35 protein-coding genes are annotated in these 25,839 nt (G+C 71.2%); 33 read left to right on the top strand and 2 right to left on the bottom strand.

Annotated elements, in window-relative coordinates; genetic code table 11:
• Positions 1 to 566: 566 nt before the first annotated feature.
• The 31 genes from AW16_RS17170 (at position 567) to rplQ (ending at position 18,386) form a co-directional block, all read left to right on the top strand.
• Complete coding sequence (locus AW16_RS17170) at positions 567 to 1,379, top strand: hypothetical protein (protein WP_156044153.1); 813 nt, start codon at positions 567 to 569, stop codon at positions 1,377 to 1,379.
• 515 nt (positions 1,380 to 1,894) lie between these two features.
• Positions 1,895 to 2,203: a 30S ribosomal protein S10 gene (gene rpsJ, locus AW16_RS0111925; RefSeq protein ID WP_013117879.1), complete on the top strand. Its 309-nt coding sequence runs from the start codon at positions 1,895 to 1,897 to the stop codon at positions 2,201 to 2,203.
• A gap of 22 nt (positions 2,204 to 2,225) precedes the next feature.
• A complete protein-coding gene (gene rplC, locus AW16_RS0111920; protein WP_029290653.1) occupies positions 2,226 to 2,885 on the top strand; it encodes a 50S ribosomal protein L3 in 660 nt (219 codons plus the stop codon).
• 5 nt (positions 2,886 to 2,890) lie between these two features.
• Positions 2,891 to 3,583, top strand: a complete 693-nt coding sequence (gene rplD, locus AW16_RS0111915; RefSeq protein WP_029290650.1) for a 50S ribosomal protein L4 — start codon at positions 2,891 to 2,893, stop codon at positions 3,581 to 3,583.
• A complete protein-coding gene (rplW, locus tag AW16_RS0111910; protein ID WP_029290648.1) occupies positions 3,580 to 3,882 on the top strand; it encodes a 50S ribosomal protein L23 in 303 nt (100 codons plus the stop codon). The genes rplD and rplW overlap by 4 nt, the downstream gene beginning before the upstream one ends.
• 18 nt (positions 3,883 to 3,900) lie before the next feature.
• A complete protein-coding gene (gene rplB / locus AW16_RS0111905; protein WP_029290646.1) occupies positions 3,901 to 4,737 on the top strand; it encodes a 50S ribosomal protein L2 in 837 nt (278 codons plus the stop codon).
• A 15-nt stretch (positions 4,738 to 4,752) separates the two neighbouring features.
• Positions 4,753 to 5,034: a 30S ribosomal protein S19 gene (rpsS, locus tag AW16_RS0111900; protein ID WP_013882860.1), complete on the top strand. Its 282-nt coding sequence runs from the start codon at positions 4,753 to 4,755 to the stop codon at positions 5,032 to 5,034.
• A gap of 53 nt (positions 5,035 to 5,087) precedes the next feature.
• Positions 5,088 to 5,456, top strand: a complete 369-nt coding sequence (gene rplV, locus AW16_RS0111895) for a 50S ribosomal protein L22 (RefSeq protein WP_029290643.1) — start codon at positions 5,088 to 5,090, stop codon at positions 5,454 to 5,456.
• Positions 5,456 to 6,280: a 30S ribosomal protein S3 gene (gene rpsC / locus AW16_RS0111890; protein WP_029290642.1), complete on the top strand. Its 825-nt coding sequence runs from the start codon at positions 5,456 to 5,458 to the stop codon at positions 6,278 to 6,280. The genes rplV and rpsC overlap by 1 nt, the downstream gene beginning before the upstream one ends.
• Before the next feature lie 3 nt (positions 6,281 to 6,283).
• Positions 6,284 to 6,700: a 50S ribosomal protein L16 gene (gene rplP, locus AW16_RS0111885; protein WP_029290640.1), complete on the top strand. Its 417-nt coding sequence runs from the start codon at positions 6,284 to 6,286 to the stop codon at positions 6,698 to 6,700.
• On the top strand, positions 6,700 to 6,939 hold the full coding sequence (gene rpmC, locus AW16_RS0111880) for a 50S ribosomal protein L29 (protein WP_029290638.1): 240 nt from the start codon (positions 6,700 to 6,702) through the stop codon (positions 6,937 to 6,939). The genes rplP and rpmC overlap by 1 nt, the downstream gene beginning before the upstream one ends.
• 7 nt (positions 6,940 to 6,946) lie before the next feature.
• Positions 6,947 to 7,231, top strand: a complete 285-nt coding sequence (rpsQ, locus tag AW16_RS0111875; RefSeq protein WP_029290637.1) for a 30S ribosomal protein S17 — start codon at positions 6,947 to 6,949, stop codon at positions 7,229 to 7,231.
• A gap of 149 nt (positions 7,232 to 7,380) precedes the next feature.
• Complete coding sequence (gene rplN / locus AW16_RS0111870) at positions 7,381 to 7,749, top strand: 50S ribosomal protein L14 (RefSeq protein WP_029290636.1); 369 nt, start codon at positions 7,381 to 7,383, stop codon at positions 7,747 to 7,749.
• A gap of 2 nt (positions 7,750 to 7,751) precedes the next feature.
• The gene (rplX, locus tag AW16_RS0111865; RefSeq protein WP_029290634.1) at positions 7,752 to 8,093 is read left to right on the top strand and encodes a 50S ribosomal protein L24; all 342 of its coding nucleotides are present in this window, start codon (positions 7,752 to 7,754) and stop codon (positions 8,091 to 8,093) included.
• Positions 8,093 to 8,665 carry a 50S ribosomal protein L5 gene (gene rplE / locus AW16_RS0111860; protein WP_029290632.1) on the top strand — a complete coding sequence of 191 codons (573 nt, stop codon included), beginning with the start codon at positions 8,093 to 8,095 and terminating at the stop codon, positions 8,663 to 8,665. The genes rplX and rplE overlap by 1 nt, the downstream gene beginning before the upstream one ends.
• A 2-nt stretch (positions 8,666 to 8,667) precedes the next feature.
• Positions 8,668 to 8,853, top strand: coding sequence for a type Z 30S ribosomal protein S14 (locus AW16_RS0111855; RefSeq protein ID WP_028045055.1), 186 nt, complete (start codon positions 8,668 to 8,670; stop codon positions 8,851 to 8,853).
• A gap of 94 nt (positions 8,854 to 8,947) precedes the next feature.
• Entirely contained in the window at positions 8,948 to 9,346 is a 399-nt protein-coding gene (gene rpsH, locus AW16_RS0111850) for a 30S ribosomal protein S8 (protein ID WP_029290630.1), read from the top strand.
• Positions 9,347 to 9,370: 24 nt separating this feature from the next.
• On the top strand, positions 9,371 to 9,907 hold the full coding sequence (gene rplF, locus AW16_RS0111845; RefSeq protein ID WP_029290628.1) for a 50S ribosomal protein L6: 537 nt from the start codon (positions 9,371 to 9,373) through the stop codon (positions 9,905 to 9,907).
• Between the two features lie 3 nt (positions 9,908 to 9,910).
• The gene (gene rplR, locus AW16_RS0111840; RefSeq protein WP_029290626.1) at positions 9,911 to 10,282 is read left to right on the top strand and encodes a 50S ribosomal protein L18; all 372 of its coding nucleotides are present in this window, start codon (positions 9,911 to 9,913) and stop codon (positions 10,280 to 10,282) included.
• Between the two features lie 31 nt (positions 10,283 to 10,313).
• Positions 10,314 to 10,958, top strand: coding sequence for a 30S ribosomal protein S5 (gene rpsE, locus AW16_RS0111835; RefSeq protein ID WP_029290625.1), 645 nt, complete (start codon positions 10,314 to 10,316; stop codon positions 10,956 to 10,958).
• Positions 10,958 to 11,140, top strand: a complete 183-nt coding sequence (gene rpmD, locus AW16_RS0111830; RefSeq protein ID WP_029290623.1) for a 50S ribosomal protein L30 — start codon at positions 10,958 to 10,960, stop codon at positions 11,138 to 11,140. The genes rpsE and rpmD overlap by 1 nt, the downstream gene beginning before the upstream one ends.
• Positions 11,141 to 11,142: 2 nt before the next feature.
• A complete protein-coding gene (gene rplO / locus AW16_RS18150) occupies positions 11,143 to 11,901 on the top strand; it encodes a 50S ribosomal protein L15 (protein WP_081861628.1) in 759 nt (252 codons plus the stop codon).
• Between the two features lie 162 nt (positions 11,902 to 12,063).
• A complete protein-coding gene (secY, locus tag AW16_RS0111820) occupies positions 12,064 to 13,359 on the top strand; it encodes a preprotein translocase subunit SecY (protein WP_029290619.1) in 1,296 nt (431 codons plus the stop codon).
• A complete protein-coding gene (locus tag AW16_RS0111815) occupies positions 13,356 to 13,934 on the top strand; it encodes an adenylate kinase (RefSeq protein WP_029290617.1) in 579 nt (192 codons plus the stop codon). The genes secY and AW16_RS0111815 overlap by 4 nt, the downstream gene beginning before the upstream one ends.
• A 12-nt stretch (positions 13,935 to 13,946) precedes the next feature.
• On the top strand, positions 13,947 to 14,807 hold the full coding sequence (gene map / locus AW16_RS0111810; RefSeq protein WP_029290615.1) for a type I methionyl aminopeptidase: 861 nt from the start codon (positions 13,947 to 13,949) through the stop codon (positions 14,805 to 14,807).
• Between the two features lie 344 nt (positions 14,808 to 15,151).
• On the top strand, positions 15,152 to 15,373 hold the full coding sequence (gene infA, locus AW16_RS0111805) for a translation initiation factor IF-1 (RefSeq protein ID WP_029290613.1): 222 nt from the start codon (positions 15,152 to 15,154) through the stop codon (positions 15,371 to 15,373).
• 57 nt (positions 15,374 to 15,430) lie between these two features.
• Positions 15,431 to 15,544, top strand: a complete 114-nt coding sequence (gene rpmJ / locus AW16_RS0111800; RefSeq protein ID WP_013117849.1) for a 50S ribosomal protein L36 — start codon at positions 15,431 to 15,433, stop codon at positions 15,542 to 15,544.
• Between the two features lie 215 nt (positions 15,545 to 15,759).
• Positions 15,760 to 16,140, top strand: a complete 381-nt coding sequence (gene rpsM, locus AW16_RS0111795; protein ID WP_029290605.1) for a 30S ribosomal protein S13 — start codon at positions 15,760 to 15,762, stop codon at positions 16,138 to 16,140.
• Between the two features lie 72 nt (positions 16,141 to 16,212).
• Positions 16,213 to 16,614: a 30S ribosomal protein S11 gene (rpsK, locus tag AW16_RS0111790; RefSeq protein ID WP_019136350.1), complete on the top strand. Its 402-nt coding sequence runs from the start codon at positions 16,213 to 16,215 to the stop codon at positions 16,612 to 16,614.
• 153 nt (positions 16,615 to 16,767) lie between these two features.
• The gene (locus tag AW16_RS0111785) at positions 16,768 to 17,778 is read left to right on the top strand and encodes a DNA-directed RNA polymerase subunit alpha (RefSeq protein WP_029290600.1); all 1,011 of its coding nucleotides are present in this window, start codon (positions 16,768 to 16,770) and stop codon (positions 17,776 to 17,778) included.
• A gap of 65 nt (positions 17,779 to 17,843) precedes the next feature.
• Positions 17,844 to 18,386, top strand: coding sequence for a 50S ribosomal protein L17 (rplQ, locus tag AW16_RS0111780; protein WP_029290598.1), 543 nt, complete (start codon positions 17,844 to 17,846; stop codon positions 18,384 to 18,386).
• Between the two features lie 132 nt (positions 18,387 to 18,518).
• Here the strand turns inward: rplQ and AW16_RS0111775 are convergent, their stop codons facing one another.
• Positions 18,519 to 23,120, bottom strand: coding sequence for an S-layer family protein (locus AW16_RS0111775; RefSeq protein WP_029290596.1), 4,602 nt, complete (start codon positions 23,118 to 23,120; stop codon positions 18,519 to 18,521).
• 138 nt (positions 23,121 to 23,258) lie between these two features.
• Here AW16_RS0111775 and AW16_RS0111770 point away from each other — a divergent pair, with 138 nt between their 5' ends.
• A complete protein-coding gene (locus tag AW16_RS0111770; RefSeq protein WP_029290594.1) occupies positions 23,259 to 23,972 on the top strand; it encodes an alpha/beta fold hydrolase in 714 nt (237 codons plus the stop codon).
• Between the two features lie 39 nt (positions 23,973 to 24,011).
• Here the strand turns inward: AW16_RS0111770 and AW16_RS0111765 are convergent, their stop codons facing one another.
• Positions 24,012 to 24,776: an ROK family protein gene (locus AW16_RS0111765; protein ID WP_029290592.1), complete on the bottom strand. Its 765-nt coding sequence runs from the start codon at positions 24,774 to 24,776 to the stop codon at positions 24,012 to 24,014.
• Positions 24,777 to 24,837: 61 nt separating this feature from the next.
• Between AW16_RS0111765 and AW16_RS0111760 the strand changes: the two genes are divergently transcribed.
• The gene (locus AW16_RS0111760; RefSeq protein WP_051681895.1) at positions 24,838 to 25,743 is read left to right on the top strand and encodes a tRNA pseudouridine(38-40) synthase TruA; all 906 of its coding nucleotides are present in this window, start codon (positions 24,838 to 24,840) and stop codon (positions 25,741 to 25,743) included.
• Positions 25,744 to 25,839: the final 96 nt, after the last annotated feature.

Raw genomic sequence — 25,839 nt, 5'->3', positions numbered from 1 at the left:
CCCCCCCGCCCGTGCGCCACCCGCGCCTCTGGCGCCGCCCCTCACCGAGCGCGCGTGTGGCAGCGCGAGCGCGCGTGGAGTGCGGCACGCGCACACGTCGGGAGACGCGCGCTCGCTGCTCGCGCCGCGCGGTCACCGGCCGTACAGATACCTGGCACGCTCGCCGCTCGCGTCCCGCCGTCGCCGGCGGCTTGGGTGCTTGCCGTACTGCACTCGTCGAGCGCGCGTGCTGCGGCGCGAGCGCGCGCGGTGTGCGGTACGCGCCCGCGTCGGGACACGCGCGCTCGGGCATCGGCTGGGCGCCCGCCGGCCCGGTAGGGCCAGGCTCTGGCTCGAGGCGGGGGCAGCGGTGTCCCGTGGGGCGGCGCGTGTGCGGGGGGCGCGTGCTGGTGCCGGCGGCCCGTGGATGGCGGCGAGGGTGCCGGGGCCCGCGCTGGCAGGGTGCGCGGATGGACGACGACGCGATGGCGACTCTGGTACGTCGGGGCGTGATGCGCGCGCGGAACGCACGGGACGCCGGGATCGACCCGAGGATCCTGCGCGAAGCCGCGCGTCAGGGGAGAGCGGTGCGCGTCCGTCGGGATGCCTATGTCGACGCGGGCGCATGGGAAGCGCTGCCGGCGGCGGACCGGTACCGCCTGACCGTGCTCGCGTCGGACGAGCGGTTGGGCGGCCGGCCGTTCTCGCATCTCTCGGCCGCAGCCGTCTGGCGGCCCCCGCTCATCGGGTCGTGGCCGAGTGAGGTCCACGTCGTCGTCGGCCCTCGCACAGGCGGCCGGTCGTGGCCAGGCGTCGTCCGGCACTGCACCGACCTGACGCCGTCGATCGTGGTCCGCGACGGCGTGCCCGTGACGGACGTGGCGACGACCGTCGTCGATGTCGCCAGGTCGGCACCGTTCGTCACGGCCCTCGCGATGGCGGATCACGCGCTCGCTCACGGCCTCGTGACGGCCGTGGACCTGGAGCGCGCGGCCGCGCGAGTGGTCGCACGCCGCGGGAGCAGGGCAGCCGCGCGGGTCGTGGCGATGGCCGACGGACGCGCTGAGTCCGTGGGGGAGTCGCTGAGCAGGGGACGGATGATAGAGCTCGCGGCGCCCCGGCCGGAGTTGCAGCACGAGGTGCGTGATGCCGCGGGTCTCGTCGGGCGCTGCGACTTCTTCTGGCCAGAGCTGCGGCTCGTCGGGGAGTTCGACGGGCGGTTGAAGTACCGGGCGGACGGCGTCGCGTCGGGGCACGCGCTCGAGGAACGGGTGTGGGCGGAGAAGGTGCGGGAGGATCGGCTGCGGGCGACAGGCCTGCGGGTGCTGCGATGGACCTGGTCGACCGCGCTTTCACCGGAGCGCTTCGCGGCGCTCCTGCGTGAGGCGGCCGTCCTGTGATGCCGAGCGCGCGTGTGCCGACGCGAGCGCGCGCGTGCCGACGCGAGCGCCCGTCGCGCGACACCCGCGCTCGCCGCGGGATACGCGCGCTCGCAGCGGTGGCGCGCGAGAGCAGCGGTGGCGCACCGCGGGTCGTCGTGAGAGGTCACGAGAGGGTGCCGGGCGGGGCGGCGCGTGCGGGGGCGGGACGTAGGTCCTGGTCCTGCGGGTGCTGTGGGGGAGATCACCGTCGTGACCAGCGTCGGGATCGTCCACGGGGATTGGTCTTTGCTCCGCGCGTCTGGCACACTGTTCAGGTTGCCCGCTACGGGTGTGCGTTCGCGCGCGCCCCCCGCTGGGCTGACAGACGTGGCGAGTGCTCGGACCCCGGGGTCGACCCGGCGGTGAGCGCTCGACGACAACCACCGACCTCGTACCGGCAAAGGTATGCAGTGCAACGGTGTGACGCGCTTCGCGACACGCCCGAGTGCGGGGGTCGGACGGACCGGTTCGAAGAGAGAGATTGAGACGACGCCATGGCGGGACAGAAGATCCGCATCAGGCTCAAGTCCTACGACCACGAGGTCATCGACAGCTCGGCGCGCAAGATCGTCGACACGGTGACCCGCGCTGGTGCGTCGGTCGTGGGTCCGGTGCCGCTGCCGACGGAGAAGAACGTCTTCTGCGTCATCCGGTCGCCCCACAAGTACAAGGACAGCCGCGAGCACTTCGAGATGCGCACGCACAAGCGGCTCATCGACATCATCGATCCCACGCCGAAGGCCGTCGACTCGCTCATGCGTCTCGACCTGCCCGCGGACGTGAACATCGAGATCAAGCTCTGACGCTGGGAAGGAACTGATCTTCATGGTTACCCAGCAGAACGAGCGCCCCGTGACGGCGCTGCTCGGCCGCAAGCTCGGCATGACCCAGCTCTGGGACGAGGCCGGTCGCCTCGTCCCGGTGACGGTCGTCGAGGTCGGCACGAACGTCGTCACCCAGGTGCGCTCCGCTGAGACCGACGGCTACGCCGCCGTCCAGCTGGCCTACGGCCAGGTGGACCCGCGCAAGGTCACCAAGCCGCTCAAGGGCCACTTCGAGAAGGCCGGCGTCACGCCGCGCCGGCACGTGGCCGAGATCCGCACGTCCGACTCCTCCGAGTTCTCGCTCGGCCAGGAGCTGTCCGCCACGGTCTTCGAGGCCGGCCAGGTGGTCGACGTGATCGGTACGACCAAGGGCAAGGGCACCGCAGGTGTCATGAAGCGTCACGGCTTCAAGGGCGTCAGCGCCTCCCACGGTTCGCACCGCAACCACCGCAAGCCCGGCTCGATCGGTGGCGCGTCGACGCCGTCGCGAGTCTTCAAGGGACTGCGGATGGCCGGTCGGATGGGCCACGCCCGTCAGACCACCCAGAACCTGACCGTGCACGCGGTCGACGCCGAGCGGGGCCTCCTGCTCGTCAAGGGTGCCGTCCCCGGCCCCAAGGGTGGCGTCGTCGTCGTGCGTTCCGCTGCGAAGGGTGCGTGAACGCGATGAGTGACACGCTGACCGTCGACGTCCTCGACGCGAAGGGTGCGAAGGCCGGCCAGGCCGAGCTGCCCGCCGACGTCTTCGACGTGCAGACGAACGTCCCGCTGATCCACCAGGTCGTCGTCGCGCAGCTTGCTGCGGCGCGCCAGGGCACGCACGACACCAAGTCGCGCGGCGAGGTCCGCGGTGGCGGCAAGAAGCCGTACAAGCAGAAGGGCACCGGTCGCGCCCGCCAGGGTTCGACCCGTGCGCCGCAGTTCGCCGGCGGTGGCGTCGTGCATGGCCCGACGCCGCGCGACTACAGCCAGCGCACCCCGAAGAAGATGAAGGCCGCGGCGCTCCGCGGTGCTCTCTCGGACCGCGCCCGCGCCGGCCGCGTGCACGTCGTCTCGGGCTTCGCGCCCGGTACCGCGCCCTCGACGAAGTCCGCTCTCGCGGTGCTCGAGAACCTCTCGGGTCGCAAGAACGTGCTCGTCGTCGTCGAGCGCTCCGACGAGATCACGTGGAAGTCGCTGCGCAACGTCGAGCGGGTCCACCTGCTCGTCGCCGACCAGCTCAACACCTACGACGTCCTCATCTCGGACGACGTGGTCTTCACGCAGGGCGCGCTCGACGCGTTCCTCGCCGGCCCCGCCAAGGGTGCCAAGGCCACGGCGACCTCCACCGAGGCCGAGGCGCAGGAGGAGACCAAGTGACCGCCGTCGGTAAGGACCCGCGCGACATCCTGCTCGCGCCGGTCGTCTCGGAGAAGAGCTACGGCCTGCTGGACGAGGGGAAGTACACCTTCCTCGTCGACCCGCGCGCCAACAAGACCGAGATCAAGATCGCCGTCGAGCAGGTCTTCGGCGTCAAGGTCGACTCGGTCAACACCGCGAACCGTCAGGGCAAGGCCCGTCGGACCCGTTTCGGCACCGGCCGCCGCAAGGACACGAAGCGTGCGATCGTCACCCTCCGCGAGGGCACGATCGACATCTTCGGCGGTCCGGTCGGCTGATCGAAGGACTGAGAACTCATGGGAATCCGTAAGTACAAGCCGACGACCCCGGGCCGCCGTGGCTCGTCGGTCGCCGACTTCGTCGAGATCACGCGCTCCACGCCGGAGAAGTCGCTGGTCCGTCCGCTGCACAAGACGGGTGGCCGCAACTCCACCGGTCGTGTGACCACGCGCCACCAGGGTGGCGGTCACAAGCGTGCGTACCGCGTCATCGACTTCCGTCGTCACGACAAGGACGGCGTGCCGGCCAAGGTCGCTCACATCGAGTACGACCCGAACCGCACGGCCCGCATCGCGCTCCTGCACTACGCGGACGGCGAGAAGCGCTACATCATCGCGCCGAACAAGCTGTCGCAGGGCGACGTGATCGAGAACGGTCCGGCCGCCGACATCAAGCCCGGCAACAACCTGCCGCTGCGCAACATCCCGACCGGTACGGTCATCCACGCCATCGAGCTCAAGCCCGGTGGCGGCGCGAAGATCGCCCGTTCGGCCGGTGCCTCCGTGCAGCTCGTCGCGAAGGACGGCCCGTACGCGCAGCTGCGCATGCCGTCCGGCGAGATCCGCAACGTCGACCTGCGCTGCCGCGCGACGATCGGCGAGGTCGGCAACGCCGAGCAGTCGAACATCAACTGGGGCAAGGCCGGCCGCATGCGCTGGAAGGGCAAGCGCCCGACCGTCCGCGGTGTCGCGATGAACCCGATCGACCACCCGCACGGTGGTGGTGAGGGCAAGACCTCCGGTGGTCGCCACCCGGTCAGCCCGTGGGGTCAGCCCGAGGGTCGTACCCGTCGTCCGAACAAGCCGAGCGACAAGCTCATCGTGCGCCGTCGGCGCACCGGCAAGAAGCGCTGATAGGAGCCCGAGAGAATGCCTCGCAGCCTCAAGAAGGGCCCGTTCGTCGACGGCCACCTGCAGAAGAAGGTCGACGTCCAGAACGAGGCCGGTACCAAGAACGTCATCAAGACGTGGTCCCGCCGTTCGGTGATCACGCCCGACTTCCTGGGCCACACGTTCGCCGTGCACGACGGCCGCAAGCACACCCCGGTGTTCGTCACCGAGGCGATGGTCGGCCACAAGCTCGGCGAGTTCGCCCCCACGCGGACGTTCCGCGGCCACGAGAAGGACGACCGGAAGGGCCGTCGCCGCTGACCCCCGGTCAGCTGGTGACGCCCTGACGGCAGAGACAAGAAGGCAGGACAGCAATGGAAGCCAAGGCGAAGGCGCGGTTCGTCCGCGTCACGCCCCAGAAGGCCCGGCGCGTCGTCGACCTCATCCGTGGCAAGCAGGCCGGCGAGGCCGTCGCGGTGCTGAAGTTCGCGCCGCAGTCGGCCGCGGAGCCCGTCCTCAAGACGGTGCAGTCGGCGATCGCGAACGCGGTCGAGGGGGCCAAGCGCAACAGCCAGCGTCTGGACGAGGCGAACCTCTACATCTCGGAGGTCTTCGTCGACGAGGGCCCGACGCTCAAGCGGTTCCGTCCGCGGGCGCAGGGCCGTGCCAGCCAGATCCTCAAGCGCACGAGCCACATCACCGTGGTCGTCGCTGAGCGTGAGCAGAAGGGACGGGCCCGATAGTGGGACAGAAGGTCAACCCGCTCGGGTACCGCCTGGGCATCACGACGGACCACCGTTCGCGCTGGTTCGCGGACTCGACGAAGCCGGGTCAGCGCTACCGCGACTACGTCCGCGAGGACGTGCAGATCCGCAAGCTCATGAGCACGGGTCTCGAGCGCGCCGGCATCGCGAAGGTGGAGATCGAGCGCACGCGTGACCGCGTCCGCGTCGACATCCACACCGCGCGTCCGGGCATCGTCATCGGTCGCCGTGGCGCCGAGGCGGACCGCATCCGTGGCGAGCTGGAGAAGCTCACGGGCAAGCAGGTCCAGCTGAACATCCTCGAGGTCAAGAACGCTGAGATCGAGGCCCAGCTGGTCGCCCAGGGCATCGCCGAGCAGCTCGCGAGCCGCGTGTCGTTCCGTCGCGCCATGCGCAAGGGCATCCAGTCGGCCCAGCGCGCCGGTGCCAAGGGCATCCGCGTGCAGGTCTCCGGCCGCCTCGGTGGCGCGGAGATGAGCCGCACGGAGTTCTACCGCGAGGGTCGTGTGCCCCTGCACACGCTCCGCGCGAACATCGACTACGGGTTCTTCGAGGCTCGCACCACCTTCGGGCGCATCGGCGTCAAGGTGTGGGTCTACAAGGGCGACATGACCGAGAAGGAGTTCGCCCGCGAGCAGGCGACGCAGGCCCCGCGCCAGCAGCGCGGCCCGCGTGGCGACCGCGGTGACCGCGGCGACCGTGGCCCCCGTCAGGGCGGCGCGCGTCGTGAGCGCGAGCAGCAGGCTCCCGAGGCCGTCGAGGTCAACCCCGAGGCGACCCCCGAGACCGGAACGGAGGCCTGAGCCGTGCTGATCCCGCGCAGGCTGAAGCACCGCAAGCAGCACCACCCCGGGCGCTCCGGCGCCGCCACGGGTGGCACCAAGATCTCGTTCGGTGAGTACGGCATCCAGGCTCTCGAGCCGGCCTACGTCACGAACCGGCAGATCGAGGCTGCTCGTATCGCCATGACCCGCCACATCAAGCGTGGAGGGAAGGTCTGGATCAACATCTACCCGGACCGTCCCCTCACCAAGAAGCCCGCCGAGACCCGCATGGGTTCCGGCAAGGGCTCGCCCGAGTGGTGGATCGCCAACGTCAAGCCGGGTCGAGTGATGTTCGAGCTCGCCGGCGTCCCGGAGGAGCTTGCTCGCGAGGCCATGCGCCGCGCGCAGCACAAGCTCCCGATGAAGACCCGTTTCGTGGTTCGCGAGGGTGGTAACTGATGGCTATCGGAACCAAGGACCTGGCTCCCAGCGAGCTGGACGCGTTCGACGACGACAAGCTGGTCGCCGAGCTGAAGAAGTCCAAGGAGGAGCTGTTCAACCTCCGCTTCCAGTCCGCCACCGGTCAGCTCGAGAGCCACGGGCGCCTGAAGGCCGTGCGCCGCGACATCGCCCGGATCTACACGATCCTGCGCGAGCGTGAGCTCGGCATCCGTACCGCTCCGACCGCGAGCGAGTGAGGCAGAGATGAGCGAGAAGCACACCACCGCCACGGCCGAGCACCGCGCGTACCGCAAGACGCGCCGCGGCTACGTCGTGAGCGACAAGATGGACAAGACCGTCGTGGTCGAGGTCGAGGACCGGGTCAAGCACCCGCTCTACGGCAAGGTCATCCGGCGCACCAGCAAGGTCAAGGCGCACGACGAGCAGGGCTCGGCGGGCATCGGCGACCTCGTCCTGATCATGGAGACCCGCCCGCTCAGCGCGACCAAGCGCTGGCGCCTGGTGGAGATCCTCGAGAAGGCCAAGTAGCACCAGCACCACCCCAAGTTGCCCACGGGCGGCGGGGGAGCTCCTCGGAGGACCCCCGCCGCGACGTGTGCATCACGGCAACTATCCGTTCGGCCAGGCTCGTACGGGCAACCCGGCACGAGAACCCGCCAGACGACAGGAGTAGGTAGATGATCCAGCAGGAGACGCGGCTGCGCGTCGCCGACAACACGGGTGCCAAGGAGATTCTCTGCATCCGTGTTCTCGGTGGCTCGGGCCGCCGCTACGCCGGCATCGGCGACATCATCGTCGCCACCGTCAAGGACGCGATCCCCGGCGGCAACGTGAAGAAGGGCGACGTCGTCAAGGCGGTCGTCGTGCGCACCCGCAAGGAGCGCCGCCGCCCGGACGGCTCGTACATCAAGTTCGACGAGAACGCGGCCGTGATCCTCAAGAACGACGGGGAGCCCCGCGGCACCCGCATCTTCGGCCCCGTGGGCCGCGAGCTGCGCGACAAGAAGTTCATGAAGATCATCTCGCTGGCTCCGGAGGTGCTCTGACCATGGCGAAGATCAAGAAGGGCGACCTGGTGGTCGTCATCTCGGGTCGTGACAAGGGCCAGCAGGGCCGCGTCCTCGAGGTCCTGACCGAGACGCAGCGCGTCGTCGTCGAGGGCGTCCAGCGCGTGCAGAAGCACGTCAAGGCCGGCCAGACGCAGCGCGGCTCGCGCACCGGTGGCATCGAGACCGTCGAGGCCCCGATCCACATCAGCAACGTCATGCTGGTGGACCCGGAGACCAAGAAGGGCACGCGCGTCGGCTACCGCACCGAGCAGATCGAGCGCGACGGCCGTCTCCGTACGGTCCGCGTCCGCGTGGCCAAGCGCTCGGGGAAGGACGTCTGATGAGCGAGACGACTCTCGAGGCCCCGGCTCAGCCGCGCCTCAAGACCAAGTACAACGACGAGATCAAGCCGGCGCTGTTCAAGGACTTCGGTCACGAGAACATCAACCAGGTCGCGCGTCTCGTCAAGGTCGTCGTGAACATGGGTGTCGGTGACGCCGCCAAGGACTCGAAGCTGATCGAGGGCGCGATCCGCGACCTCACCCAGATCACGGGCCAGAAGCCGCAGGTCACCAAGGCCCGCAAGTCGATCGCCCAGTTCAAGCTGCGTGAGGGCATGCCGATCGGCGCGCACGTCACGCTGCGTGGCGACCGCGCCTGGGAGTTCCTGGACCGTCTGCTGTCGACCGCGCTCCCGCGCATCCGCGACTTCCGCGGCCTGTCGCCCAAGCAGTTCGACGGCCACGGCAACTACACGTTCGGCCTCACGGAGCAGTCGATGTTCCACGAGATCGACCAGGACAAGATCGACCGCGTGCGTGGCATGGACATCACTGTCGTGACCACGGCCGGCACCGACGACGAGGGTCGCGCTTTCCTCAAGCTCCTCGGCTTCCCGTTCAAGGAGAACTGACCATGGCGAAGACCGCCCTCAAGAACAAGGCTGCCGCTAAGCCGAAGTTCGCGGTGCGTGGCTACACGCGCTGCCAGCGCTGCGGCCGTCCGCACTCGGTGTACCGCAAGTTCGGCCTGTGCCGGATCTGCGTGCGGGAGATGGCCCACCGCGGCGAGCTCCCCGGCGTCACCAAGAGCAGCTGGTAACACTCAGTAGGAACGAACGTCGGTAGGTCCCGCTCTGCTCGAGCGACTGCGCGAGCAGAGCGGGATACCCCGGCGAGGAAGGGCAGAAGCCCCCATGACCATGACCGACCCGATCGCAGACTTCCTGACGCGTCTGCGCAACGCGAACTCGGCGCACCACGACACGGTGTCGATCCCGTTCTCGAAGCTCAAGTCGCACATCGCGGAGATCCTGCAGGCCGAGGGTTACATCCAGGGCTGGAAGGTCGAGGACGCCACCGTTGGCCAGAACCTCGTCGTCGAGCTCAAGTACGGCCCCAACCGCGAGCGTGCGCTCGCCGGCGTGAAGCGCGTGTCCAAGCCGGGCCTGCGCGTGTACGCCAAGTCGACCAACCTGCCGAAGGTGCTCGGCGGCCTGGGCGTGGCGATCCTGTCCACGTCCTCCGGCCTCCTGACCGACAAGCAGGCCGCCACGAAGGGCGTGGGTGGGGAAGTCCTCGCCTACGTCTGGTAACAGAGACCCGGAAGGAGAACAGCCATGTCTCGTATCGGCAGAATCCCCGTCCAGGTCCCGGCCGGCGTGGACGTCAACATCAACGGCGCGGTCGTCACCGTGAAGGGCCCGAAGGGCACCCTCACGCACACGGTGGCCGCCCCCATCACGGTCGAGCAGCAGGACGGCACCCTCGTGGTGCAGCGTCCCGACGACGAGCGCTCGTCGCGCTCGCTGCACGGCCTGACCCGCACGCTCCTGGCCAACCTGGTCACGGGCGTCACCGAGGGCTACGTCAAGAAGCTCGAGATCGTCGGCACGGGTTACCGCGTCACGGCCAAGGGCTCGGACCTCGAGTTCGCGCTCGGCTTCAGCCACCCGGTCGTCGTCACGCCGCCCGAGGGCATCACGTTCGTCGTCGAGGCCCCGACGCGCTTCTCGGTGCAGGGCATCGACAAGCAGCAGGTGGGCGAGGTCGCCGCGAACATCCGCAAGATCCGCAAGCCCGAGCCGTACAAGGGCAAGGGTGTGCGCTACGCGGGCGAGAACGTGCGCCGCAAGGTCGGAAAGGCTGGGAAGTAAGCCATGGCGATCAAGATCATCGGCAAGGGCAAGGCGAAGGCGCGTCAGCGTCGCCACCTGCGTCTGCGCAAGAAGGTCGTGGGCAGCCCCGCTCGCCCGCGCCTCGTCGTGACCCGCTCGGCGCGTCACATCACCGCCCAGGTCGTGGACGACACGATCGGCCAGACCGTGGCGTCGGCCTCCACGCTCGAGGCCGGCCTGCGCGCCGGCGACGGCGACAAGACCGCCAAGGCGAAGAAGGTCGGCGAGCTCGTCGCCGAGCGCGCCAAGGCTGCCGGCGTCGACGCGGTCGTGTTCGACCGCGGCGGCAACAAGTACCACGGCCGTGTGGCCGCGGTGGCCGACGGTGCCCGCGAGGGTGGTCTGGCGCTGTGACGACGACGAACCGGAAGAAGAGGACTCACTGATGGCTGCTCCTGTGCGCAGCAACACCGGTGCTCAGGGCACCGGCGGCGACCGCCGCGACGGCGGCCGTCGTGACGGCGGCGGGCGTCGTGGAGACGCCCCCGAGAAGAGCGCGTTCCTCGAGCGCGTCGTGACGATCAACCGCGTGGCCAAGGTCGTCAAGGGTGGTCGTCGGTTCAGCTTCACCGCGCTGGTCGTGGTGGGCGACGGCGACGGCACCGTGGGTGTCGGCTACGGCAAGGCCAAGGAGGTGCCCGCGGCGATCGCCAAGGGTGTCGAGGAGGCGAAGAAGAACTTCTTCCGCGTCCCCCGCATCCAGGGCACCATCCCGCACCCCGTCCAGGGTGAGGCCGCCGCGGGTGTCGTCTTCCTGCGTCCCGCGTCGCCGGGTACCGGTGTGATCGCCGGTGGTCCGGTGCGTGCGGTGCTCGAGTGCGCCGGCATCCACGACGTCCTGAGCAAGTCGCTCGGCTCGTCGAACTCCATCAACATCGTGCACGCCACGGTGGCGGCCCTGCGTGGCCTGGAGCAGCCGGAGGCCGTGGCCGCGCGCCGTGGCCTGCCCGTCGAGCACGTCGTGCCCGCCGCGCTGCTGCGCGCGCAGGCCGAGGGCCGTGCCAAGGCTGCCGAGAAGGTGGGTGCGTGATGGCCCGTCTCAAGGTGACGCAGAAGAAGTCCGGCATCGGCGGCAAGCAGAACCAGCGCGACACCCTGCGCACGCTGGGCCTGAAGCGGATCGGCGACGTCGTCGTCAAGGAGGACCGTCCGGAGATCCGCGGCATGGTCCGCACCGTGCAGCACCTCGTCGCGGTCGAGGAGGTCGAGTGACGATGGCTGACGACAAGAAGGCCACCGAGGAGCAGGCGGACAAGGCCCCCAAGGCCGCCGCCAAGAAGGCTCCTGCGAAGAAGGCGGAGACCACGGAGGCTGCTGCCCCCAAGGCGACCGCGAAGAAGGCTCCGGCGAAGGCCGCGACCGCGAAGGCCGATTCGGCCGAGGCGGCGGCGGAGAAGCCGGCTGCGAAGAAGGCCCCGGCCAAGGCGGCTGCCGCGAAGGCGGCTCCGGCCAAGGCCAAGGCTGCCCCCAAGGCGGAGAAGTCGGACGCGGCCAAGGCCGCTGCCGAGGCCGCCGCCCAGCCCGGCAACGGTGGCACCCTCAAGGTGCACCACCTGCGTCCGGCCCCCGGCGCCAAGACCGCCAAGACCCGCGTGGGTCGTGGTGAGGCGTCGAAGGGCAAGACGGCCGGCCGTGGCACCAAGGGCACCAAGGCCCGCTACCAGGTCCCGGACCGCTTCGAGGGCGGGCAGATGCCGCTGCACATGCGGCTGCCCAAGCTCCGCGGCTTCAAGAACCCGTTCCGCGTCGAGTACCAGGTCGTCAACCTGGACAAGCTCTCGGCGCTGTACCCGGACGGCGGCGACGTGACGGTCGCCGACCTGGTCGCCAAGGGTGCGGTCCGCAAGGGCCAGCCCGTCAAGGTGCTCGGCACCGGTGAGCTGACGGTCAAGGTCTCCGTCGCGGTGGACGCCCTCTCGGCGTCGGCCAAGGAGAAGATCGTCGCTGCCGGCGGCAGCGTCTCGCAGGACTGAACGACCGGACGAGGCCGGTGGGTGTTCCACGCCCACCGGCCTCGTTCCGTATCCCCGTGGGCATCGGTTAGGGTTCCCCGGGTGCCCGCGGACTGAGGCGGGCGATCGCGGCCGGGACGGACCGGTCGCAGACGATGCCGCTGCAGCGGTACAGGAGGACAGGTGCTAGGCGCATTCGTGCGGGCGTTCCGGACGCCCGACCTGCGGCGGAAGCTGCTCTTCACGATCGGGATCATGGTCGTGTTCCGCATCGGCTCCTTCCTGCCCACGCCCGGGGTCTCGTACCCCAACGTGCAGAAGTGCATCGATGCGACGGCCGACAACGGCCTGCTCGGGCTCGTGAACCTCTTCAGCGGCGGGGCGCTCCTGCAGCTGTCGGTGTTCGCGCTCGGGATCATGCCGTACATCACCGCGAGCATCATCATCCAGCTGCTCCGTGTGGTGATCCCTCGGTTCGAGGAGCTCCACAAGGAGGGCCAGTCCGGCACCGCGAAGCTCACGCAGTACACGCGGTACCTGACGATCGGCCTGGCGATCCTGCAGTCGACGACGATCATCACGATCGCGCGCAGCGGGCAGCTGTTCAGCGGCTGCTCGTACGACGTGATCCCCAACGACAGCTGGGTCACGCTGCTCATCATGGTCATCACGATGACCGCGGGCACCGGCCTGATCATGTGGCTCGGCGAGCTCATCACCGAGCGCGGTGTCGGCAACGGCATGTCGCTGCTCATCTTCACGTCGATCGCCGCGAGCTTCCCGGGCTCGATGTGGTCGATCGTCGGTGGTTCGAACGGCCCGACGAAGTTCGTCGTGGTGCTCGCGATCATCGTGCTCGTCATCGGCCTGGTCGTGTTCGTCGAGCAGAGCCAGCGCCGCATCCCGGTGCAGTACGCGAAGCGCATGGTCGGCCGTCGCATGTACGGCGGGTCGAGCACGTACATCCCGATCAAGATCAACATGGCCGGCGTCATCCCGGTGATCTTCGCGTCGTCGCTGCTCGCCATCCCCGGCCTGATCGCGCAGTTCGGCGACCAGACCGCCGGCTGGGTCAAGTGGATCTCGCTGCACCTCGCGTCGCAGAGCGCCCCGCTGCACCTCGCGCTGTACGTCGTGCTGATCATCTTCTTCTGCTACTTCTACACGGCCATCACGTTCAACCCGGACGAGGTCGCCGACAACATGAAGAAGTACGGCGGCTTCATCCCGGGCATCCGCGCGGGGCGTCCCACGGCGGACTACCTCAACTACGTGATCTCCCGGATCACGGCTCCTGGCTCGATCTACCTCGCCGTGGTCGCGCTGATCCCCACGGTCGCCTTCGTGATGCTCGGCATCACGACGCGCATCCCGTTCGGTGGCTCGTCGATCCTCATCGTCGTCGGCGTCGGGCTCGAGACCGTCAAGCAGATCCAGTCGCAGCTCGAGCAGCGGCACTACGAAGGGTTCCTGCGATGAGCGCGCGCCTTGTCCTGCTCGGCCCGCCCGGAGCGGGCAAGGGCACGCAGGCCGCGCGGCTCGCAGAGCGGCTCGGCGTTCCCGCGATCTCGACGGGCGACATCTTCCGCGCCAACATCAAGGGCGGCACAGAGCTCGGCCGGCTCGCGCAGGAGTACTCGTCGCGTGGCGCCCTCGTCCCGGACGAGGTCACCAACGCGATGGTGCGCGACCGCCTCGCGGCCGACGACACCGCGGAGGGCTTCCTGCTCGACGGGTACCCCCGCAACGTCGCACAGGTCGCCGAGCTCGACGCGATCCTCGCGGACTCGGGTCTCGCCCTCGACCGCGCGGTCGAGATCACCGCGGACCCCGAGGTCGTGACCGAGCGCCTGCTCAAGCGCGCGCAGATCGAGGGCCGCGAGGACGACACGGCTGACGTCATCCGTCACCGGCTCGACGTCTACGCGAGCGAGACCGCGCCGATCTCCGACCTCTACGCGCAGCGTGGCCTGCTGTCGCAGGTCGACGGGATCGGCGGGGTCGACGAGGTCACCGAGCGTCTGCTCGGAGCGATCGGCGCTCCCGCGTCCTGACGCGGCCCGCACATGTTCGGCCGCGAGCGGATCGAGTACAAGACGCCTGAGCAGATCCTGCTCATGCGACGCGCAGGTCTGGTCGTCGCCGGTGCGCTGGACGCAGTCCGTGCGAGCGTGCGGGCAGGGGTGAGCACCGCAGAGCTCGACGCCGTCGCCGCGAGCGTCATCGAAGGAGCGGGCGCCACGCCGTCCTTCCTCGGCTACCACGGGTACCCCGCGACCCTGTGCGTGTCGGTGAACGACGAGATCGTCCACGGCATCCCCGGGACGCGCGTGCTCGAGCCGGGCGACGTGGTCTCGGTCGACTGCGGCGCGATCGTCGACGGGTGGCACGGCGACTCGGCGTTCTCCACCGTCGTCGACGCGGGTCCCGACGCCGCCGCGGCGCTCGACACCCAGCTCGACATCCAGCTCGTCGAGACGACGCGGCAGGCCATGTGGGCCGGCATCGCGGCGCTCGCGACGGGTGAGCGGCTCGGTGACGTCGGCGAGGCAGTCGAGGACGTCGTGGCCGCGGCTGCGGATCGCAACGGCGGGCGCCCGCTGGGCATCGTCGAGGACTACGTGGGGCACGGGATCGGCAGCCAGATGCACCTCGCCCCCGACGTGCCCAACTTCCGCACGCGTGAACGCGGCCCGCGCCTGCGTGCAGGTCTGTGCGTCGCGATCGAGCCGATGCTCGTACGTGGGGACCAGGCGAACCGCGAGCTCGAGGACGGCTGGACCGTGGTGACGCTCGACGGGTCGCGTGCCGCGCACTGGGAGCACACGGTCGCGATCCACGACGGCGGCATCTGGGTGCTGACCGCGACCGACGGGGGAGCGACGGAGCTCGCGGCACGCGGCGTCGAGGTCGCCCCGCTCGGCTGACGCCCCGGCGCTTCCTCGGCGACCGGTCGCAGGCACGGTCATGAGGCACGGTGGTGCAGCACGGTCGTGACGCCTCGTCATCAGGCACCTTGTGAGACACGCCTCGTGAGACACCGTGGTCGCCGTGTCCCGCACGTCACGTCGGGACGGTTTCGCGGCTCCCACCTGATGGCGTAAGGTTGTCCGTTGGGTGTGTGCGCCCTGTCAGTCATCACGGAGCCTGTCCGGTTCCCGGCCGACGGCACCAGCACGTGCTCTCCACGATCGTCGAGGACGGTCGGCCTGCGCGCCGGTCGATCCGGGCCGTCGTGGGCGTTCCAGAAGACCGACAGTTAGCGGAGGACATGGCGAAGAAGGACGGCGTCATCGAGATCGAGGGCAGTGTCGTCGAGGCGCTCCCCAACGCGATGTTCCGTGTGGAGCTCAGCAATGGCCACAAGGTTCTCGCACACATCTCGGGCAAGATGCGTCAGCACTACATCCGGATCCTGCCTGAGGACCGTGTGGTGGTGGAGCTCAGCCCGTACGACCTGTCCCGCGGTCGCATCGTCTACCGCTACAAGTAACCACTCGAACACGCCGTCATCCGGGAGACCGGGCACACGGCGGCGGAGGAACACGCGATGAAGGTCAAGCCCAGCGTCAAGAAGATCTGCGACAAGTGCAAGGTGATCCGCCGGCACGGTCGCGTCCAGGTGATCTGCGAGAACCTGCGCCACAAGCAGCGCCAGGGCTGATGCCCTGACGGCGCCTCGGCGCCAGCAGGCCGGACGAGAGCCCGGCAGCAGCACCGCCAGCACGACGGTCCAGCAGGACCGGCAAGCGCACCACCACCTCGGTGAAGCTCCCGTGAGGGAGTCATCGTCGAACCCCCGGCTCGGAGGCCGGGGCCCGCAGCACGCGGGACGGTGGTGCGGAAGACCTCCGAAGCAGTACAGGAGCCACCAAGCACATGGCACGTCTCATCGGCGTCGACCTCCCCCGCGAGAAGCGGCTCGAGATCGCGCTCACCTACATCTACGGCGTCGGCCGTACCCGCGCCAAGGAGACCCTTGCCGCGACCGGCATCTCCGGCGACCTGCGCGTGAAGGACCTCGGTGACACCGAGCTCGTCGCGCTCCGCGACCACCTCGAGGCCTCCTACAAGCTCGAGGGTGACCTCCGCCGTGAGGTCGCCGCGGACATCCGCCGCAAGGTCGAGATCGGCTGCTACGAGGGCCTGCGTCACCGCCGCGGTCTCCCGGTCCGCGGTCAGCGCACCAAGACCAACGCGCGTACCCGCAAGGGCCCCAAGCGCACCGTGGCCGGCAAGAAGAAGGCCGGGCGCAAGTAGCCCTCGTCCGCCGCGCCGCCGTCACCGGCCCGAGCGCAGCGCGACCCACTCGACCCGTAGAGAGAAGAAGAGATGCCTCCCAAGTCCCGCACCGCCGTGCGCAAGCCGCGCCGCAAGGAGAAGAAGAACGTCTCCCACGGCCAGGCGCACATCAAGAGCACGTTCAACAACACGATCATCTCGATCACCGACCCCTCGGGCGCCGTGATCTCGTCCGCCTCGTCGGGCCAGGTCGGCTTCAAGGGCTCGCGCAAGTCGACGCCGTTCGCCGCGCAGCTCGCGGCCGAGGCCGCCGCTCGTCGTGCGCAGGAGCACGGCATGCGCAAGGTCGACGTGTTCGTCAAGGGCCCCGGCTCGGGCCGTGAGACCGCGATCCGCTCGCTGCAGGCCGCCGGCCTCGAGGTGGGCTCGATCCAGGACGTCACGCCCCAGGCGCACAACGGCTGCCGCCCCCCGAAGCGTCGCCGCGTCTGATCCTCACCCCGTGGTCCGCCGCGTCGGCTCGTGCCGAGCGCCGGTGGGCCACGGGGTCCTCCTCGTCCTTCTGACCAGGTGGACCGAGACCTGGCCAGCCCGTAGTACCTGCGGCGTGTCATATGGCGGACGCCCGCTGAGAGGAAACCCACCGTGCTGATCGCACAGCGCCCCACCCTGACCGAAGAGGTCATCTCGGAGAACCGTTCGCGGTTCTCCATCGAGCCGCTCGAGCCCGGCTTCGGCTACACGCTCGGCAACTCGCTGCGCCGGACGCTGCTGTCCTCCATCCCCGGCGCCGCCGTGACGTCCATCCGGATCGACGGCGTGCTGCACGAGTTCTCCACCGTGCCCGGGGTCAAGGAGGATGTCACCGAGATCATCCTCAACATCAAGAACCTCGTGGTCTCCTCGGAGAACGACGAGCCCGTCGTGATGTACCTGCGCAAGCAGGGCTCGGGCGACGTCACCGGTGCGGACATCGTCCCGCCGGCGGGCGTCGAGGTGCACAACCCCGACCTGCACATCGCGACGCTCAACGACAAGGGCAAGCTCGAGATCGAGCTGACCGTCGAGCGCGGCCGCGGCTACGTGTCGGCCAACCAGAACAAGGCGTTCGACGCCGAGATCGGCCGCATCCCGGTCGACTCGATCTACTCGCCGGTCCTCAAGGTGACCTACAAGGTCGAGGCCACGCGTGTCGAGCAGCGCACCGACTTCGACAAGCTCGTCGTCGACGTCGAGACGAAGGCGGCGATCAGCCCGCGCGACGCGCTCGCGTCGGCCGGCAAGACGCTCGTCGAGCTGTTCGGACTCGCGCGGGAGCTGAACGTCGAGGCCGAGGGCATCGAGATCGGCCCGTCGCCGACGGACGCCGCGCTCGCCGCGGACCTGGCGCTGCCGATCGAGGACCTGCAGCTCACCATCCGGTCGTACAACTGCCTCAAGCGTGAGGGCATCCACTCGGTGGGCGAGCTCGTCGCGCGCTCCGAGGCCGACCTGCTGGACATCCGCAACTTCGGTGCGAAGTCGATCACCGAGGTCAAGGAGAAGCTCGCGGAGCTCGGCCTGTCCCTCAAGGACAGCCCGCTCGACTTCGACCCGACCGCGGCCGCCTACTACGACGGCGACGAGGGCGACTTCGTCGAGGACGAGCAGTACTGACGCCGGGGAGCGCGCCCGCGTGACGCGGGCGCGCCGCCCACCATTGGAACTCAAGGAGACAGACCATGCCTACGCCCACCAAGGGTCCCCGGCTCGGTGGCGGACCGGCGCACGAGCGGCTGATCCTCGCGAACCTCGCGACCCAGCTGTTCGAGCACGGGCGCATCACGACGACGGAGACGAAGGCCAAGCGCCTTCGCCCGCTCGCCGAGCGCCTCATCACCTTCGCCAAGCGCGGTGACCTGCACGCCCGTCGTCGCGTCATGACGGTCGTCAAGGACAAGAGCGTCGTGCACGTGCTCTTCACCGAGATCGCCCCGGCCATGGCCGAGCGGGAGGGTGGCTACACGCGCATCACGAAGATCGGCCCCCGCAAGGGCGACAACGCGCCGATGGCCGTGATCGAGCTCGTCCGCGAGCCGGTCTCGCCGAAGCAGGCCGTCGTCAAGGAGGCCACGAAGGCCGCGCAGAAGGCCGCCAAGAAGAGCGAGCCCAAGGCGGAGACCGTCGAGGAGACGCCGGTCGTCGAGGAGGCCGTCGTGGCCGACGAGACCCCGGTCGCCGACGAGGCGCCCGCCGCCGAGAGCACCGAGGCCGACAAGGCCTGACGCCTCCCGCAGCACGCGCGAAGGCCCGGCCCCTCGAAGGGGGCCGGGCCTTCGCCGTCGCCGCCGGGAGCGTGCATGACGAGGGGCCCCGCACCGTGTGGTGCGGGGCCCCTGGTCGTACGGGGTCGCAGGTCATGCCGTGCGGCGGCGGCTCCATCCGAGCGCCGCGGCGCCCCCGACGAGCATCGCGAGCGCAAGGCCGGCCGCGGGGCCCGCGTCCGTACCCGTCGTCGCCAGCCCGGCAGCGGCCGTCACGCGCAGCGTCGCGGTCCCCTCGGTGCCGTCGGCGCCGCGCACGATGATCGTGTGGGTGCCGGCCTCGGTGGCCACCGGGATGTGCGCGACGAGGCTCACGGCGCCGGTGCTGTCGGCGGTGGCCCGCGTGAGGAGCACGGGCGTCGAGTGGAGCCATACCGTGAGCTGCTCCCCGTCGGACAGACCCGTCGCGGAGACGCGGATCGTCCCACCCGCGCGGACGGTCGTCGCGGAGAGGCTCACGTGCACCGTGGAGGACGCGGTGCCGGGGTCGGTGCCAGGATCCGTGCCCGGGTCGGTGCCGGGACCCGTGCCGGGGTCGGTGCCGGGACCCGTGCCGGGGTCGGTGCCAGGACCCGTGCCGGGATCCGTGCCCGGGTCGGTCCCCGGATCCGTGCCCGGGTCTGTCGACGCCTTGGTCACGACGACCAGCACCGAAGCCCGCGCCGGGCTCTGCACGCCGTTGTCCGCCGTGAGCGAGATGGTCCAGCGTCCGGCTGCGGTCGGTGTGCCGGTGAGCGTGCCGCCGTCGGCGGTGGCCGTCCACACGACCCCGTCGGGCAGCCCCGTCGCGGTCACGGTCGGGGCGGGGAAGCCGCCCGTGGTGACGTCGACGTCGACCGCGTGGCCGAGCACGACGTCGACCTGGGCGGGCGCGGACACCACCGCGGGGGCGTCGACCTCCACGGTCCACGGGACGAGCGTCACCGGTCCGGTCCGGTTCTCGAGGGACAGCGTCACGTCGTGCAGGCCGAGCGCGGTGCTGGACCCGACGAGGTGCACGCCGTCGCCGACGACGTCGAGCGACAGCCCCTGGGGCATCCCCGTGGCCGTGACGACGGGTGCGGGGTAGCCGTGCACCGTCGTCAGCAGCACGTCGACGTCGTCGCCCGCGAGCACCTTCGTCGTCCCCTCCGTGTCGTCGGCGACGGGGGGCATGGTCACGGCGATGCGGAGCACGGTCGTGGCGCTGCCGGTCGAGTTGGTCGCGGTGACGGTCACGGGGTCCGCGGCGCCCGCGTCGGCTGCGGCCGGGCGACCGCTGAACGTGCCGGTCGCGGCGTCGAACGTCAGCCACGCCGGGAGGGCGCTCGTCGTGAGCGTCGGAGCGGGGTAGCCGTGGGCGGCGACGACGAACGAGGTGTCCTCGCCGACGGGGAAGTCGGTGTCCTCGTCGGCGTGCTCGAACGCCGCGGGGGAGCGGACGTCGACCACGAGCTGCACGTGCGCCGAGGCGCCGATGCCGTTGTCGGCCGTGAGCGTCGCGGTGAACGCGCCGTCCACGGTCGGCGTGCCGACGACCGTGACGGCAGTGCCGTCGTCGAGCACGGACAGGCCGTCGGGCAGCCCCGTCGCGGTGACGGTGGGGCGCGGGAAGCCGGTGACGTCGACCGCGACGGGCGTGACCGCCGAGCCCAGGTCCGCCGTGACGTGCGGCGTCACGTCGATCGCCGCCGGGTCCTCGACGTCGACCTGCCAGTCGCGCTCGACCGCGGTGCCGACGCCGTTCGACAGCGTGAGGTGCACGGACGAGCGTCCCGGTGCGGTCGGGGTGCCGGTGAGCCGGTACGTGTTGCCGTCGGCGACCAGCGCGAGGCCTGCGGGCATGCCGGCCGCGACGAGGGTCGGAGTCGGGTAGCCCGTGACCGCGAGCACCGGGGTGTCGACCGGGTCGCCGAGCCGCACGTGAGCAGATGCGGGCGCGGTCGTGAACGCCGCGTCGTCGACGACCGTGACCACGACGCCGGCGTACGCCGATCCGGCCGTGTTCGTCGCTGTCACGAGGACCAGGGACGTGCCGGTCGCGGTCGGGGTGCCGGAGACGTGACCTGCGGCGTCGATCGTGATGCCGTCGGGCGTGCCGATCGAGCTGACCTGCGGTGCGGGGTAGCCCGACAGCAGGAGCTGCTCGTCGGCGGCCTGGCCCACGTGCAACGTGAGCGCCACCGGGCCGAGCACGCGCGGGGTCGCGCGCACCTGAAGGCCGAAGCCGGCCGTGTCGTCGGCGCCGACACCGTTGGACGCGTGCAGCGTGACGACGACGTCCTGGCCGTCGGCGCTCGTCGAGCCCGTGAGGCGCAGCGTCCCGTCCGGGTCGATCACGAGCGAGAGCCCGGCGGGCAGGCCGTCGGCCGTGACGGTGGGCGCGGGGAAGCCGTCGACCGAGCCGAGGACCGTCGGGGTGCCGGCGGCGCCGCTGACACGGACCTCGCCGACGGTCGTCAGCGTGAGGCGCGGCGTGGAGGTCACGCGGACCACGACGGTCGTCGACGCCGAGCCCGCGGCGTTGGTCGCGGTCAGGTCGAACGAGGACTCGCCGGCATCGGTGCGGGCCGGCGTGCCGCTGAACGTGCCGGTCGCGGCGTCGAACGAGAGCCACCCGGGCAGGGAGCCGTCGACCGCGAGCGTGGGCCGCTCGTAGCCGCCCGCGACGACCGACGCGCTGCCTGCCTCGCCCGCGACGAACGTGAGCGTGGTCGTCGACGACGGGAACGTCGGGGCGAGTCGCACCGTGACGGTCACGTCGCGCGTGACGGACGCGCCCACGCCGTTGTCGGCGCTGAGGTGCAGCGTCGTCGTACCGGTGCTGCTCGGGGTGCCGAGCAGGCGCACGCGGCCGGGGACCGACGTGTCGAGCGTCAGCCCGTGCAGGTCGTCGGCGGTGGCCGTGAGCTGCGGTGTCGGGTAGCCGTCGGCGACGAACGTCGTCGTCGGGACCGCGGTGCCCAGGGTCGCGACGACGCTGCCGGCCGCGGTGAGTACCGGCGCGGCGGACACGGTCCACGGCCAGCTCACCGCTGCGCCGTCACCGAGCGCGTTCGACGGGACGAGGTGCGACGTGCCGGTTCCCGCGGCGGAGCGCTGCGGGGTGCCGCTGATCGTCGTGACGCCGGACGCGGTGGACACGGTCAGGCCGGCGGGCAGGTCGGCCGACGAGACCGTCGCCTGCGGGTCGCCGTGGGTCGAGAGCGTGATCGTCGTGGGGGTCCCGGCGACGAGCGCACCGGGGGCGGGCGTGTCGAGCGATGCGGGCACGCCGACGCGTACGTCGAAGCTCGTGGTGGCGGTCCCGACCCCGTTGCCGACGGTCACGGACGCCTGCGTCGTGCCGGAGGTCGTCGGCGTGCCCGTGATCCGCAGCGTCGTGCCGTCGACGGCGGCGGACAGGCCGTCGGGAAGCGTCGCCGAGGAGACGGTCGGCGCGGGGTAGCCGGTCAGCGGGACCGTGATCGGCGTGATGGCTGCCCCACGGGCGAGCAGCTGTGCCGGGACGCTGCCGAGCGTCGGCACCGACCTGACGGTCACGGGGATCGTCGCCGAGGCGGTGCGGTACCCGTTGTCGAGCGTGACGCCGACGACGTACGCGCCGGCCGCCGTCGGCGCGCCCGCGAGCCGCAGCGTCGTTCCGGACAGGACGAGCGACGTGCCCGGGGGCAGGCCCGTGCCGGCCGAGACCGTCGCATCGGGGACGGAGGACACCGTGCCGAGGTCCACCGGGCCCGCGGCGCCCAGCGTCGTCGTGACGCCGGAAGCGGGCGCGAACGTCACGGGTGAGGGCACCAGCACGGTGAGGTCGCGGTCGGCCGTGAGCGAGCTCGCGACGTCGGCGTGCACGTGCAGGGTCGTCGTCCCGTAGCTCGTGCCGGGGTTGCCGGAGAGCGTCACGGTCGTCGCGTGCGACGCCTTGGCCGTGCTCACCGTCATCCACGACGGCTTGCCCGTCACGGTGACGTCGGGCTCGGGGAAGCCCGCGACGGAGAACGTCGCGGACCCCTGCTGGCCGGCCGTGAACACGTGCGTGCCCGGTCCGCCGACCGTCGGCTGCTCGTAGCTCGGGTCGCCGCTGTTGAAGCCGAGGCCCTCGAACGTCACGGCCGTCGGGGTCGACCACACGGGCGTCGAGACCGTGAGCGTCACCGTCTCGACGTGCGCCCAGTCGAAGCCGGCCTGCGCCTTGAGGTAGGAGACGTCGCCCTCGTAGCGGGGTGCGTACGCGATCGCGAGCATGTCGCCCGCGGCGCCGCCGTTGCGCGAGAGCCCGGCGACCGAGGCGCTGCGGCCCGCCGTGTCGACCGCACGGATCCCGAACGTGATCGCGCTCGGCTGGTCGGGGACGACGTCGCGGTACTTCAGCAGGATGCGGTCGGCGCCGTCGGACTTGATGTCGACCGACGTGGGCGCGGTCCAGCGCACCTGCGCGCCGTTGGTGTGGCAGCCGCGCGAGTCCATGGACGTCAGGTCGATCTTGAGCGTCCCCGCGCCGGCGACGAGCCGTGCCGCGTCGGACAGGTCGCAGGACATCCCCGAACCCTTGATGAGCTCGTAGGGGCCCATCGAGTGGCCGGCGAAGTCGTCGATCGTGAACGAGCCGGTGACGTCGACGTCCGCCGCGACCGCGGTGCCGGCGACGCCGAGGAGGGCGAGGCCGGCCGCAGTGAGGGCGGCGACGAGACGGCGGGCGGGGGCTGCAGTGCGCACAGGTGTCCTCGGTCCGGGGGAGGGGGAGCGTCCCGACGCTACGGGGCCGTGCGTGGCGTCGGTGCAGGTGGACCGGGTGAGGTCACGTTCGTCCAGGTATGTGCTGAGCCGATCGGGTGATCGCGTAGCGTCGTCGGCATGGCCGCTCGGGTGGTGCTGCTGCACGGGCTGAGGACGTCGCGGACGATGTGGCGCGAGCAGGAGCGAGCGCTGCGCGCCGCGGGTCACGTGACGAGGTCGGTGGACCTGCCGGGTCACGGCGAGCACGTGCGCGAGCCGTTCATGCTCGCGTCGGCGGACGTCGCGGTCGACTCCGCCGTCGACGAGCTCGGCGGGCCGGTGCTGCTCGTCGGGCTGTCGCTGGGCGGGTACGTCGCGATCCGGTACGCGGCACGCCACCCGGACGCGGTGGCCGGGCTCGTCGCGGCCGGGTGCAGCACGCGGCCGCGCGCGGCGCTGGTACGGCCGTGGGAAGCGGCGGCCCGGGCGATCGGGCTGCTGCCTGACCGCGGCGAGAGGCTCAACGCGTTCGTCGTGCGCCGGACCGTGCCCGCGTCCGGGGCCCTCGACCTCGCCGCGGGCGGGTGGGCGCTCGACGCGACCGTCCCCGTGCTGCGCGCCCTGAGCGGCACCGACCCGGTCGCGGACCTGCGACGCGTGCGGGCGCCCGTCTGGCTCGTGAACGGGCGCTACGACCACTTCCGCGGTGAGGAGCGCCGGTTCCTGGCGGCGACGCGCGACGGCCGGCTCGTCGTCGTGCCGCGTGCGACGCACCTGGTGAGCGTCACGGCGCCGGTCGCCTTCACGCGTGTGCTGCTGCGGGCCGCCGACGAGGTCGACGCGCACGCCTGAGCGCGGGTACGGGCCGACGTCACGAACCCCGCGAGTCGCTCACCCGCGCGGAAGGCTCCACGCGCGCACGCCACCGACGATCCCCGCCTGGTTGGGCACGACCACGACCGAGTCGCCCAGCCGGTCGAGAACCGAGGGGCTCACGAGCCTCGCGTTGCCGCCGCCCAGGTACAGCCGGTCCCAGTGCAGGACCGGCCGCAGCCCCTCGACGGCCCGCAGGACACGCCGCGACCACAGCGCGTTGCCCAGCCGTCGGCGCTCGATCTGGCCGATGTACGTGTCGTACGTGAGCCCGTGGCGCGCGGGTGCGTGCGAGAGCTCGAGGTGCGGTGCGAGCACGCCGCCGTCGAAGATCGCGGACCCGAGACCCGTCCCGAGCGTCAGCACGACCTCGAGCCCGACGCCGGTGACGACGCCGGCCCCGTGCACCTCGGCGTCGTTGAGCACGATCGTCGGCAGCCCCGTGCCGGACTCGACGAGCGCGCGGACGTCGCACCCGTGCCACGCCTCGACGAGCTGGGGGTCCACCGACGTGCGGGGACCGCTGCGGCGGACGTAGTGCGGCGTGGCGACGACGACTCCGTGCCGGATCATGCCGGGCATCCCGACCGTGACGCGGTCCGCACGCGGCAGGCCGGCGGCGATCCCACGGATCGTCTCGACGAGGAGCGCCGGCGCGAGCGGGTAGGGCGTGGGCACCCGGACCGCCGGGGCGTGCAGCGTGCCGCCCGCGTCGAGCACGGACGCCTTGATGCCGCCTCCGCCGCAGTCGACGGCGAGCGTGAACGGTGCATGCGCGGGCACGGTGACACGGTAGCGGCAGGCGCGCCGCGGCCACGGGCATCGCAGCGGCTAGCGTGGGCGCGTGACCCGCCTGCGCCTGGACCTCGCCTACGACGGCGGCGACTTCGCGGGATGGGCGCGGCAGCCTGCCCTGCGCACCGTGCAGGGCACGCTCGAGGACGCGCTCGCGACCGTGCTGCGCACGGGTCCTCGCGGGGTGCCGGGCCCGCGGCTCGTCGTGGCGGGGCGCACGGACGCCGGCGTGCACGCGCGCGGCCAGGTGGCGCACGTGGACGTGGACGACGAGGGCCTCGCGGCGGCTCGCGGCCGCAGCGAGCGCGACCCCCTCGACGCGCTCACGACGCGCCTGGCGGGCGTGCTGCCCGCGGACCTCGTGGTGCACCGCGTGTCCCGGGCGCCCGACGGGTTCGACGCGCGGTTCGCGGCGCTGCGCCGCCGCTACACGTACCGCGTGTGCGACGACCCTGCGGCCCGCGACCCGCTGACCCGCTCGCACGTGCTGTGGCACGCGCGCCCGCTCGACGTCGACGCGATGGCCGCAGCCGCCGCGCCGCTGGTCGGGCTGCACGACTTCGCGGCGTACTGCAAGCCGCGCCCCGACGCGACGACGATCCGCACGCTCGAGCACTTCACGTGGGCGCGTCCCGAGGACGGACCGGACGCAGGGCTCGTGGTCGCGAGCGTGCAGGCCGACGCGTTCTGCCACTCGATGGTGCGCTCGCTCGTCGGCGCGAGCCTGGCCGTCGGAGAAGGAAGGCGCGGTGGGGGATGGCCGGCCGAGCTGCTCGCGGCGCGTCGACGCGACGCCGCGGCGCACGTGGTCGCCGCGCACGGGCTGACGCTCGAGGAGGTCGAGTACCCCGACGACGACGCGCTCGCCGCACGGACGGAGCAGACGCGCGCGCGACGTCAGGCCGACGAGGCATCCGCCGCGGACGTCGCGCCGGCCGCCGGGTGCTGCGGCTGAGGCAGGGCCTTCGCCCTGGTCATCGGACCTCGATCGGGGCCAGTCTGGGCACCGGGACATCGACTCGCCCGACCCGCTCGTCCAGGAGGCACACCG

Origin of the sequence: Cellulomonas sp. HZM, from assembly GCF_000708885.1 — a bacterium.
Lineage (GTDB): Bacteria > Actinomycetota > Actinomycetes > Actinomycetales > Cellulomonadaceae > Cellulomonas.
Note: the sequence above shows the minus strand (reverse complement) of the source record. Positions and strands in the feature narration are given on the sequence as shown.

Coding starts and splice junctions, on each gene's coding strand:
- rpsJ (WP_013117879.1), top strand. CDS start 1,895: ATGGCGGGACAGAAGATCCGCATCAGGCTCAAGTCCTACGACCACGAG.
- rplC (WP_029290653.1), top strand. CDS start 2,226: ATGGTTACCCAGCAGAACGAGCGCCCCGTGACGGCGCTGCTCGGCCGC.
- rplD (WP_029290650.1), top strand. CDS start 2,891: ATGAGTGACACGCTGACCGTCGACGTCCTCGACGCGAAGGGTGCGAAG.
- rplB (WP_029290646.1), top strand. CDS start 3,901: ATGGGAATCCGTAAGTACAAGCCGACGACCCCGGGCCGCCGTGGCTCG.
- rpsS (WP_013882860.1), top strand. CDS start 4,753: ATGCCTCGCAGCCTCAAGAAGGGCCCGTTCGTCGACGGCCACCTGCAG.
- rplV (WP_029290643.1), top strand. CDS start 5,088: ATGGAAGCCAAGGCGAAGGCGCGGTTCGTCCGCGTCACGCCCCAGAAG.
- rpmC (WP_029290638.1), top strand. CDS start 6,700: ATGGCTATCGGAACCAAGGACCTGGCTCCCAGCGAGCTGGACGCGTTC.
- rpsQ (WP_029290637.1), top strand. CDS start 6,947: ATGAGCGAGAAGCACACCACCGCCACGGCCGAGCACCGCGCGTACCGC.
- rplN (WP_029290636.1), top strand. CDS start 7,381: ATGATCCAGCAGGAGACGCGGCTGCGCGTCGCCGACAACACGGGTGCC.
- rplX (WP_029290634.1), top strand. CDS start 7,752: ATGGCGAAGATCAAGAAGGGCGACCTGGTGGTCGTCATCTCGGGTCGT.
- rplE (WP_029290632.1), top strand. CDS start 8,093: ATGAGCGAGACGACTCTCGAGGCCCCGGCTCAGCCGCGCCTCAAGACC.
- AW16_RS0111855 (WP_028045055.1), top strand. CDS start 8,668: ATGGCGAAGACCGCCCTCAAGAACAAGGCTGCCGCTAAGCCGAAGTTC.
- rpsH (WP_029290630.1), top strand. CDS start 8,948: ATGACCATGACCGACCCGATCGCAGACTTCCTGACGCGTCTGCGCAAC.
- rplF (WP_029290628.1), top strand. CDS start 9,371: ATGTCTCGTATCGGCAGAATCCCCGTCCAGGTCCCGGCCGGCGTGGAC.
- rplR (WP_029290626.1), top strand. CDS start 9,911: ATGGCGATCAAGATCATCGGCAAGGGCAAGGCGAAGGCGCGTCAGCGT.
- rpsE (WP_029290625.1), top strand. CDS start 10,314: ATGGCTGCTCCTGTGCGCAGCAACACCGGTGCTCAGGGCACCGGCGGC.
- rpmD (WP_029290623.1), top strand. CDS start 10,958: ATGGCCCGTCTCAAGGTGACGCAGAAGAAGTCCGGCATCGGCGGCAAG.
- rplO (WP_081861628.1), top strand. CDS start 11,143: ATGGCTGACGACAAGAAGGCCACCGAGGAGCAGGCGGACAAGGCCCCC.
- AW16_RS0111815 (WP_029290617.1), top strand. CDS start 13,356: ATGAGCGCGCGCCTTGTCCTGCTCGGCCCGCCCGGAGCGGGCAAGGGC.
- map (WP_029290615.1), top strand. CDS start 13,947: ATGTTCGGCCGCGAGCGGATCGAGTACAAGACGCCTGAGCAGATCCTG.
- infA (WP_029290613.1), top strand. CDS start 15,152: ATGGCGAAGAAGGACGGCGTCATCGAGATCGAGGGCAGTGTCGTCGAG.
- rpmJ (WP_013117849.1), top strand. CDS start 15,431: ATGAAGGTCAAGCCCAGCGTCAAGAAGATCTGCGACAAGTGCAAGGTG.
- rpsM (WP_029290605.1), top strand. CDS start 15,760: ATGGCACGTCTCATCGGCGTCGACCTCCCCCGCGAGAAGCGGCTCGAG.
- rpsK (WP_019136350.1), top strand. CDS start 16,213: ATGCCTCCCAAGTCCCGCACCGCCGTGCGCAAGCCGCGCCGCAAGGAG.
- rplQ (WP_029290598.1), top strand. CDS start 17,844: ATGCCTACGCCCACCAAGGGTCCCCGGCTCGGTGGCGGACCGGCGCAC.
- AW16_RS0111770 (WP_029290594.1), top strand. CDS start 23,259: ATGGCCGCTCGGGTGGTGCTGCTGCACGGGCTGAGGACGTCGCGGACG.